The sequence below is a fragment of the Schaalia cardiffensis genome, assembly GCF_016405145.1.
Lineage (GTDB): Bacteria > Actinomycetota > Actinomycetes > Actinomycetales > Actinomycetaceae > Pauljensenia > Pauljensenia cardiffensis.
In genome coordinates this window covers 713-9,828 of the sequence record NZ_JAEKIA010000022.1, presented here as the reverse complement: position 1 = coordinate 9,828, position 9,116 = coordinate 713, and the positions used below count along the sequence as shown (strand labels likewise).

The window sequence follows — 9,116 nt, the reverse complement described above, 5'->3', positions numbered from 1 at the left end:
GAGATCGTCTGTGAAGCTCCGATCGCCCGCCAATCGTAGGGTGAAGAAATCGGTGTGCCATCGACGAGGATCTGGCCGCCTGCTCCGACAAAAGCGGATCGTGTAGAAAGACGGATGCCATTCAATTCGATCGCTTCTGCCCCGGCGTTTCGCAATTCTCCAAGAGTCATGACGAACTCGGTGGCGCTTAAAGCCCCCTCGGGGTCGGAAACCCTCATGATGACGCCGGGCCCGTGCACGGGGACGGCCCCGGCGTTGATGCGGGCCTGGAGTTCAGCGGCTTGAGCGGCTTCGGCTTGGGCTTCTTGCTCATTGGCGGCGGATTCGAGTTCAGCGACCTTGGTTTGCAGGTTCGCCCTTTCGAGGCGCAAAGCGTTCTCCTGCGCGTTCAATTCGGACAGGAGCACCACGAGGTCTTCTTCACTTAATGATTCAAGAGGGTCGGATCGCTGGGCACGGACCTGGGTGACGAGCGCAAATCCGAGGAGGACGCAGATGAGCAGGAGGAGCAGGTGGATTGCGCGCGGAGCTGCGAAGATCGCTTCGCTCAGTCGCGTGAGGAAAGGGATTTTTCGAGGGTGTCCCGTCCGGGTGGGGGTCGTGTCTTCGCTCATCTCAAGCCTTGAGGATCAATCGGCGGATGGAAGCGGTGTTGGAGAAGATTCGGATGCCGAGGACGACGACGACGGCGGTTGTCATCGCGGAACCCACTCCCAGCTGGTTGCCCATGAGGACGAGGAGGCAGGCGACGACGACGTTCCAGAAGAAGGAGGTGATGAAAACTCGGTCGTGGAAGGCGCCTTCGAGCCACGCTCGGGCTGCGCCGAAGAGAGCATCAAGGCCTGCGACGACGGCGACGGGCAGGAAGGGCTGGAGCCAGCTCGGCACCGTCGGGTCGAAGTAGAGGCCGAGGAGGATTCCAACGATGAGGCCGATGATCGCGGGCACCTTAATCTCCTTTACCGGTTTCGAGTGGCTTGGCCTCGCGGGTTGTACGCAGGTCAAGGGCGGGCAGATCAAGTGTGGAATCTCCGGCCGTTGACAGGGTGATTCCGTTGATGGACTGGGCGCTGGAGAGGAAATCCCCGGTTTGGTCGCGAACGAGCGCGACAGAGAGGGCGTTCGCGTCCCCGATTGCGCTGACGAGGTAGGGCGATTGCACGGGAGTGATGTTCACGAGGATCACTGAGCCGGCTGTGCGGATGAAGGTTCCCGGGCCAACGCGAATACCGTTGATGGCGATCGCTTCGGCTCCCGCGCCCCACAGGGCGTTGACGACGACGTTGAGGTCGAGGTCGCGCACTCGTCCTCTGCCGCTTTTCGACAATGCGGCGGCGGATTCTGAATCTTTCAGGGTGACGACGAGGCCGGGGCCGGACACGGGCGCGAGGGAGTTCGCGACGAGGAGGCCCGTATCGAGGCTCGAGGCGCCCCCTTCTTCACCGGTTGCAGTGTCGAGGCGTGAGGATAGGGATTGGACGTCGTCTTGTAGCGAGCCGACGATCCTTTGTTGGGATTGTGCGCGGTCTCGAAGATCGTTGACGACGTCATGCGCGGACGCAGTTCTCAGTGAGGTGATTGCTGTGACGGAGGCGAATCCGAGTCCGAGCGCGAAGAGGAGGACAAGGACGCGCTGCCACCAGTATTGTTTCGCCTCATGTCCGGCGTATTCCGTGTATCCGGCGTCGAGGGGGTTTGCGAGGAGCTGGGTGAGCAAAGACATTGAGGCCGCAGGGTCCACTGGAGCCCGGTCATTTTCGGGAAGCTCTTTCCCGTGAAGGTCCTTGCTGTCTTTGCTGTCTTTCATTTCACGCCCAGCGCTCCTGGACCCTCACTCGCCGCTTCGCGTCGTCGAGGTGTTCGATCATGAGGCGCCTCAAGGCGGGGGCCGCGTCCTCGTGAGAGTCAAGCCATTGCGAGACCTGCTCGACGAGGTCGTTGAGGCTCGCCGGGTTTTCGATGTCTATTCCGCTGAGGAGGGAGCCGTTGACGAAACGGATCGCCAATCCGATCGTGTGCGAGCCCCAGAACTCTTCCATCACTTCCAAGGCCCGCCCCACGATCGACTCGCCCGACCAGGTCGACAAAGCGAGGCCTTCGAAAGCGGCGCTGAGGTGGTCGTTTGAAACTTCAGGGGAGGTGATGAGTTGCCATGCGGCTTCTCGTTGTTCGCCCCGTGGGATTGCTGCGAGTGCTCGGATGCGATGCGCCGCAGCCTCCCCGCTCGGATGCGCTAAGAACCAGTGCTCAATGTCTTGTGGTGAGGCTTCGTCGCGGGCGGCGAGGGCGGCGCGGGCGAGCCAGCCGCTTTGGGAGGAGTTGTGTTCGGCGAGCTCGCGGACGAAGAGGAGCGTCTCCTCTTTTGCTGCGTGGGGGACCAGGGGGAGCATCGCCTTGACCCAGGGGCGAGCACGATCAGCGCTGAGGGTGCGGGCAAGGCGGATCGCAGTCCTCGACAGCTCGTGGATCAGCGGGGCACGTTTCGAGGAGGGCAGGTAGGAGGTCATCGCGCTTCGGGCCATGGTGACGATTTCGGCAGCGAGGGAGGCATCTTCTTCGTCGAGGGCACAACGCATTGCCGAAAAGGCGAACTTCTCCGGGTCGAGGAGGCCATCGCGCACGGCGTTCCACAGGGATGACCAGACGACTGAACGGGTCATCAAGTCAGGACAGGTGGAGATGAATCCGAGGGCGAGCTCGGTAGAAGAAGAATCCAGGCGCGGCACCGCATAGGTGAGGTCATTGTCGTTGACGACGACGAGATCCATGTGCGAGCGACCCCCCGAAACATTGAGGATCCCCTCAGGGTCGATCGGCGCTTCAACGCCGTTCATCCGCACGTCAAAGGAATGGGTTTTCTCGAGTTTCCCTCCCCTTAACGCCCAGGTCGACACTTCGAGGCGGTGGGGGCATTGGCCAGGCTTTTGAGCTTCGTCACGCAAGGTGAAGTCGAAGACGCGACCGCTGAGATCCGTTTGCCAGGAGGCTGAAAGGATGGCGGGGCCGCTCGTCTTCAACCAGGCTTCGACCCACCCGGAAAGGTCGTGAGAGGAAGCCTCTTCCAAGCAGGAGATGAGGTCTTCTAAGCGGGTCGAAGAGTAGGCGTAACGCGTGAAGTACAGGCGAGCACCTTTGAAGAAAGCGTCTTCGCCGACCCAAGCGACGAGTTGGTTGAGGACCGCAGCGCCTTTCGCGTAGGTGATCCCATCGAAGTTCGTTTTCGCCGCTGCAACATCGGGGATATCGGCATCGATCGGGTGGGTTGTCGGCATCTGGTCTTGTTCGAGGGCCCAGGCTTTGCGTCCGACGACGAAGGCGGCGCGTTCCCCTGCGTATTTCGTTGCTCTGGCTGCCGCGATCGCTCCTTGGTTCTCGGCGAAGGACTCTTTCAACCACAGGCCGTCCCACCATTGGGGGGTGACGAGGTCGCCGAACCACATGTGGCACATTTCGTGGAGGATCGTGTTGGCGCGGCGCTGGCGTTCAAAGAAGGTCGGGTGTTCGCGTGAGAGGTAGGACTCGTTGAAGGTGACGCAGCCGGGGTTTTCCATGGCGCCGAGGTTGTATTCGGGGACGAAGACCTCGTCGTATTTCCCCCAGGGGTAGTTGCTTGCGTAGACCTCGTGGAAGAAGTCGAGGCCCGCTGTGGTCACTTCGAGAATATCTTCGGAGTCCATTGAGGGGGCGAGGGCGCTGCGGCACATGAGGCGCAGTGGAACTTCGATCTCCTCGCCGCCGGGGGCTCCCCCTTTCCACACTCCCCCGTCGACGACGGCCCAGTCCCCCGCGACGAGGGCGGTGATGTAGCTCGACAGGGGCAGAGTCTGCGCGAAAACGTGTCGCACCCCGTCTTCGATCGCCTCGGTTGAGACTTCCTGGCAGTTCGAAGCGACAATCCAGTGGGTGGGGGCATCAACGGTGAAGGACCAGCGCGCCTTCATATCGGGCTGGTCGAAGCAGGGCCAGGCCCGGTGGGCATCCTGGGGTTCGAATTGCGTGTAGCAGTACACCCGAGCGTCCTCGGGGTCTTCATAACGGTGCAAGCCCTCGCCTGTGCGCGAGTAGCTGTAGTCGGCATCGACGGTGATCGTGATTGGCGTGCCCGTGGGAAGATCCTCGAGGGCGAGTCGTTCCTCGTCTTGATGGAATTGCCGTACGTGACCGTTGACGCTGAGCGAGGTCACGGTCCCTGCGACGTCAAGGAAAGTTGAATCCTGTGCGGCGGTGAGGTTGAGGGTGGAGCGAACCTGGAAAGTCGAGGCACCGGGAAGATCTCCGCCGCGCACATCGACGTGCACGGCCACCTCGTCGAGGGCGATGCTGTGTGCTCGCTCGTGGGCTTCGGTCCGGGTGAGAACTCGCATGTGTCGAAGTCTACGTATTCATGGGCGCTGCCGCTGGTGCGCAGCCAGCGGGTCGGGAGTGTCTGGGCGCTAGAGTGGGCCCATGACTTCTGTCGTTGACATCCGCCCCACAGTTGAACCACTCCCCCTTTCCCAGGCCCTCCAGGGCCTGAACGTCGAGGCATTCCTTGATGCGCGCGGCAACGCCCTTTCCACCTCCCAGATTGACGAGCTGAAGGTTAGTGGCGCCACCGTCTCCTCTTTGGATTGCGAAACGGGGTGGGTTTTCGTTGCCATTCCGGGACTCACTCAGCATGGAGTGCGTTTCGCCGCCGCCGCACAGGCCAACGGGGCGAGTGTCCTTCTAACGGACGTTGAAGGAGCTGAGCTGGCCCGCCAGGCGGAGGTTGACCTTCCGGTTGTGGTGGTCGCTGATCCTCGCAGCGCCGCGGCCCTCGTTTCGAAGAACATCTACGGCTCGCCCGCTGAGAAGCTCAAGACGATGGCGGTGACGGGGACGAATGGGAAGACAACGACCTCGTTCCTCATGCGCGCAGCCCTCGGCATCGAGTTCACGGACCCGGCGATCTGCGGCACCGTTGAAACTCGCATCGGTGACCTGCGTTTCCGTTCGGATCAGACGACCGCTGAATCTCCGGTCGTTGAACGGCTCCTCGCTTTCACCCTGGAGAAGGGCCTGGGTGCAGCGGTCGTTGAGACCAGTTCCCATGCTTTGAGCTTCGGGCGAGTTGACGGCATTGTTTTCGACGTCGTCGCCTTCACGAACCTCCAGCACGACCACCTCGACTATTACGGGGAGATGGAGAACTACTACGCGGCGAAGAAGATGCTTTTCACTCCCGCCCATTCCAAGCGGGGCGTCGTGTGTGTGGACGATGAATGGGGACAGCGTCTAGCTAAAGAGGCGAGCGTGCCCGTGACGACCGTCGCCGCTTTGAGTGAGGAAGAAGCCGATTGGACGGTCCGCAATGTCCACCCGGACCAGGGGCTTGGGAAGATCGTTTTTGAACTCGTCGACCCTCAAGGTCAGGCTCACCCGGTCGCCATGCCGATCCTCGGTGAGGTGAATGTGCAGAACACGGCGGTCGCGATCGTGGCTGCTTTGAGCCTCGGTTATGACACGGATGAGGTGATTGCCGCCCTTGAAAGGGCAGAGCAGATCCCGGGGCGCATGCAAAAGATCAACCCCGAGCCGCGTAACCAGCCCCTCGTCATTGTGGATTATGCGCATACGCCGGAGGCACTCGAGTGGACGCTGCGTTCGACGAGGGACCTCACTGTCGGCAAGCTCGTCATTGTTTTCGGCACGGATGGTGACCGTGATGTGTCGAAGCGCGAGGTCATTGCCGGAATTGCGGCGCGTGAAGCGGATGTTTTGTGGGTGACGGATGAGAATCCGCGTACTGAGGATCCACAGTCGATTCGTGATTACCTTATGCGGGGGATTAAGAGTGTGCGCCCGGACCTTAATAATGTGACGGAGGTGATAACCTGCCGCCGGGATGCTGTGAGGAAAGCGATTCTTGCAGCTCAGCCTGGTGACACTGTCATCATCACTGGGAAGGGCTCGGAGTGGTATCAAGACATTGAGGGCATTAAGCACGAGTACAACGATGTGCCCGTCGCCCGCGAGGTCCTCACTTACGATTTGCGTTCTCACGTGTGACATCTGGCGGAAAACCGCCCGATGAGGCCCACTCCTTGGTCATATCACCCGCCCTCCGATTTAGGATGGGCGGGTGATTGACAAGGATCTGCCCATGGATGTCTCTCTTGACGAGGACGCCGAGCTTCGTGCCAGCCAAATGAGGCACAGCCTCGACATGTTCGAACTCGAAGAGGAAGACCTTGCTCTCCTCGACTCGGAGGGTGTTTTCGACGCCGATGAGGAGAACATGGCGGGCCTGCCGGTCCTCGCGATCGTTGGCCGTCCGAATGTCGGCAAATCGACCCTAGTCAATCGGATCATTGGTCGACGAGAAGCGGTTGTCCAGGACACTCCGGGGGTGACTCGTGACCGCGTCTCCTACCCTGCCGAGTGGGCGGGCACAGCGTTCACCGTGGTTGACACGGGTGGCTGGGAGGTTGATGTTAAGGGCTTGGATCGTTCGGTCGCCGAGCAGGCGGAGATTGCCGTCGATTTGGCGGACGCGGTCCTCCTCGTCCTCGATGCGACGGTCGGGGTGACCGCTTCGGATGAGCGGATTGTCACGATGCTGCGTTCGAAGGGCAAGCCCGTTGTTTTGGCTGCGAATAAGGTCGATTCGCCTCAGCAGGAGGCTGATGCTGCTTACTTGTGGAGCCTGGGCATGGGTGAGCCGTATCCCGTTTCGGCTCTGCATGGGCGCGGCACGGGTGATTTGCTTGACGCGGTCCTTGAGGTCCTCCCGGAAGAGTCCGCGGTCGCTGCGAAGATGCCCGAGGGCGGACCGCGCCGCGTAGCGCTCCTGGGCCGTCCGAACGTCGGCAAGTCCTCCTTGCTCAACGCTCTGGCCGGTTCGGAGCGAGTTGTGGTCAATGAGTTGGCCGGTACGACTCGTGATCCGGTTGATGAGCTGGTCGAGCTTGATGGCGAGTTCTGGTGGTTCGTCGATACTGCGGGTATTCGCCGCAAAATGCATCGGACGACAGGCGTGGACTATTACGCGTCGATCCGCACGCAGGCCGCTTTGGAGAAGGCCGAGGTCGCCCTCGTCCTTTTTGATGGCTCTGAGCCGCTGACTGAGCAGGATATTCGGGTCGTGCAGGCCGTCGTCGATGCTGGTCGGGCTCTTGTCATTGTGAATAACAAGTGGGATCTTGTTGACGAGGAGCGCCAGCTGGCTTTGCGTGCTGAGTTGGAACGTGAGCTCGTGCAGATGTCGTGGGCACCGCGCATTAACTTGTCGGCGAAGACTTCGTGGCATACGAACCGGATCACCCGGGCGTTGAGGACTGCTCTTGAGGGGTGGGAGACGCGTATCCAGACTGGTCAGCTCAATGCTTTCCTCGGTCAGCTTGTTGCCGCTCATCCGCATCCTTTGCGTGGTGGGAAGCAGCCGCGTATTTTGTTCGGCACTCAGGTGTCGAATCGTCCGCCGAGGTTCGTACTTTTTACGACGGGGTTCCTTGATCCGGGCTACCGGAGGTTCATTGAGCGTCGTTTGCGTGAGGAGTTCGGTTTCGAGGGCACTCCGATTCAGATTTCAATGCGGGTGCGTGAGCGTAAGAGGAAGTGAACTGGGGCAATGCTGAGCTGGGCGACGATGGATTCCCCTATTGGGGCTTTGCTTCTTATTGGGAGCGATCGGGGCCTTGTACGAATCGCGTTTGAGCAGGAGGGTTTTGAATCTGTTCGCCTTCGCGTCGCCCAGGTGCTTCACGAGGAGATTCACGAAGATGCCACTCCCCTGCTTGACTTGGCGAAGCGCCAGTTGACTGAGTATTTCGCGGGTAAGCGTCAAAGTTTTGATCTGCCTCTTGACCGGTGTTTGTCGAAGGGTTTTTTTGCCGAGGTTCAGGCGATTCTCTCCACGATTCCTTTCGGAGAGACGATGAACTATTCGCAATTGGCTGCCGCGGCCGGGCACCCGAAGGCTCATCGCGCTGCCGCAAACGCATGTGCGGCGAATCCTTTGCCCTTCATTCAGGCGTGTCACCGCATCACCCGCAGAGACGGGTCCTTCGGCGGCTACCGGGGCGGCGTGGAAGCGAAACAGTTCCTTCTGGATTTTGAACGGCAAGGGGCTTCTTCTGCCCTCTGAGCGTGGGGCGCTGCGAGGCTGGGGTGAATGTCCCTCAGGCGTGGGGCGTGGCGCTTTCTGATCCAAGGTCGTGTCCTGCGTCTCCCTCATCGTCGACACATCCAAATGCACCTTATGGCGCGAGGTGCTTTCTGACCCGGCGTGGCCGATCATCGCCCCCTACCTGAAAGGTCTTAATGCACCTTATGGCGCGAGGTGCTTTCTGACAGTTAAGGCTGAAGAGCTGGCAACGGCTAGGCGGTCTTAATGCACCTTATGGCGCGAGGTGCTTTCTGACCATATTCATAGTAGTATTGGCAGGCTACATAGATGTCTTAATGCACCTTATGGTGCGAGGTGCTTTCTGACTCAGGCCGACATTGTTGGCCAGATTACTCGTCTTGTTGTCTTAATGCACCTTATGGTGCGAGGTGCTTTCTGACGCAAAGTATGGTTATTGGGGGATGGTAGCATCTCAGTCTTAATGCACCTTATGGTGCGAGGTGCTTTCTGACTCGCACCTCATTTACTGGAAAGGAGGTAGCTTATGGTCTTAATGCACCTTATGGTGCGAGGTGCTTTCTGACCGGCCGAGCAGGCCAGGCGAGAGGCGCAGTCCGCAGGTCTTAATGCACCTTATGGTGCGAGGTGCTTTCTGACTTTTCGACGAAGTGATCAAGTGGGCTTAACCGCCGTCTTAATGCACCTTATGGTGCGAGGTGCTTTCTGACTCGCACCTCATTTACTGGAAAGGAGGTAGCTTATGGTCTTAATGCACCTTATGGTGCGAGGTGCTTTCTGACTTATGAAGGGGTTGCGGGAACCATCGCCAATGAGTCTTAATGCACCTTATGGTGCGAGGTGCTTTCTGACATGGACAGCGAAGACCGTCAGCTCGCACACTCTGCATGTCTTAATGCACCTTATGGTGCGAGGTACTTTCTGACACCTCGGGGAAAACCCGGGAGAGGGTGGATACGTATAGTCTTAATGTACCTTATGGTGCGAGGTGCTTTCTGACGCCGCGAAA

The 9,116-nt window shown here is 59.9% G+C and carries 7 protein-coding genes and 1 CRISPR repeat array; of the genes, 3 read left to right on the top strand and 4 right to left on the bottom strand.

Annotated features, from left to right (window positions below):
- The 4 genes from JFX23_RS09120 to pepN all read right to left on the bottom strand — a co-directional run.
- Positions 1-614: DUF881 domain-containing protein (locus tag JFX23_RS09120; RefSeq protein WP_198776631.1), on the bottom strand; the 614-nt coding region annotated here is incomplete at its 3' end.
- Between the two features lies 1 nt (position 615).
- Positions 616-948, bottom strand: a complete 333-nt coding sequence (locus JFX23_RS09115; RefSeq protein ID WP_005963696.1) for a small basic family protein — start codon at positions 946-948, stop codon at positions 616-618.
- Position 949: 1 nt separating this feature from the next.
- A complete protein-coding gene (locus tag JFX23_RS09110) occupies positions 950-1,807 on the bottom strand; it encodes a DUF881 domain-containing protein (RefSeq protein ID WP_198776371.1) in 858 nt (285 codons plus the stop codon).
- Between the two features lies 1 nt (position 1,808).
- A complete protein-coding gene (gene pepN / locus JFX23_RS09105) occupies positions 1,809-4,364 on the bottom strand; it encodes an aminopeptidase N (RefSeq protein WP_198776372.1) in 2,556 nt (851 codons plus the stop codon).
- 82 nt (positions 4,365-4,446) lie between these two features.
- Between pepN and JFX23_RS09100 the strand changes: the two genes are divergently transcribed.
- From JFX23_RS09100 to JFX23_RS09090, 3 genes are all read left to right on the top strand, one after another.
- Positions 4,447-6,030: a UDP-N-acetylmuramoyl-L-alanyl-D-glutamate--2,6-diaminopimelate ligase gene (locus JFX23_RS09100; protein ID WP_198776373.1), complete on the top strand. Its 1,584-nt coding sequence runs from the start codon at positions 4,447-4,449 to the stop codon at positions 6,028-6,030.
- Between the two features lie 94 nt (positions 6,031-6,124).
- Positions 6,125-7,582 (top strand): ribosome biogenesis GTPase Der, encoded by a 1,458-nt coding sequence (gene der, locus JFX23_RS09095; protein WP_233050684.1) that lies wholly within the window; start codon positions 6,125-6,127, stop codon positions 7,580-7,582.
- Between the two features lie 27 nt (positions 7,583-7,609).
- On the top strand, positions 7,610-8,107 hold the full coding sequence (locus JFX23_RS09090) for a methylated-DNA--[protein]-cysteine S-methyltransferase (protein ID WP_233050675.1): 498 nt from the start codon (positions 7,610-7,612) through the stop codon (positions 8,105-8,107).
- A gap of 99 nt (positions 8,108-8,206) precedes the next feature.
- A CRISPR array of direct repeats spans positions 8,207-9,107; the repeat unit is 37 nt; unit sequence GTCTTAATGCACCTTATGGTGCGAGGTGCTTTCTGAC.
- Positions 9,108-9,116 lie beyond the last annotated feature (9 nt).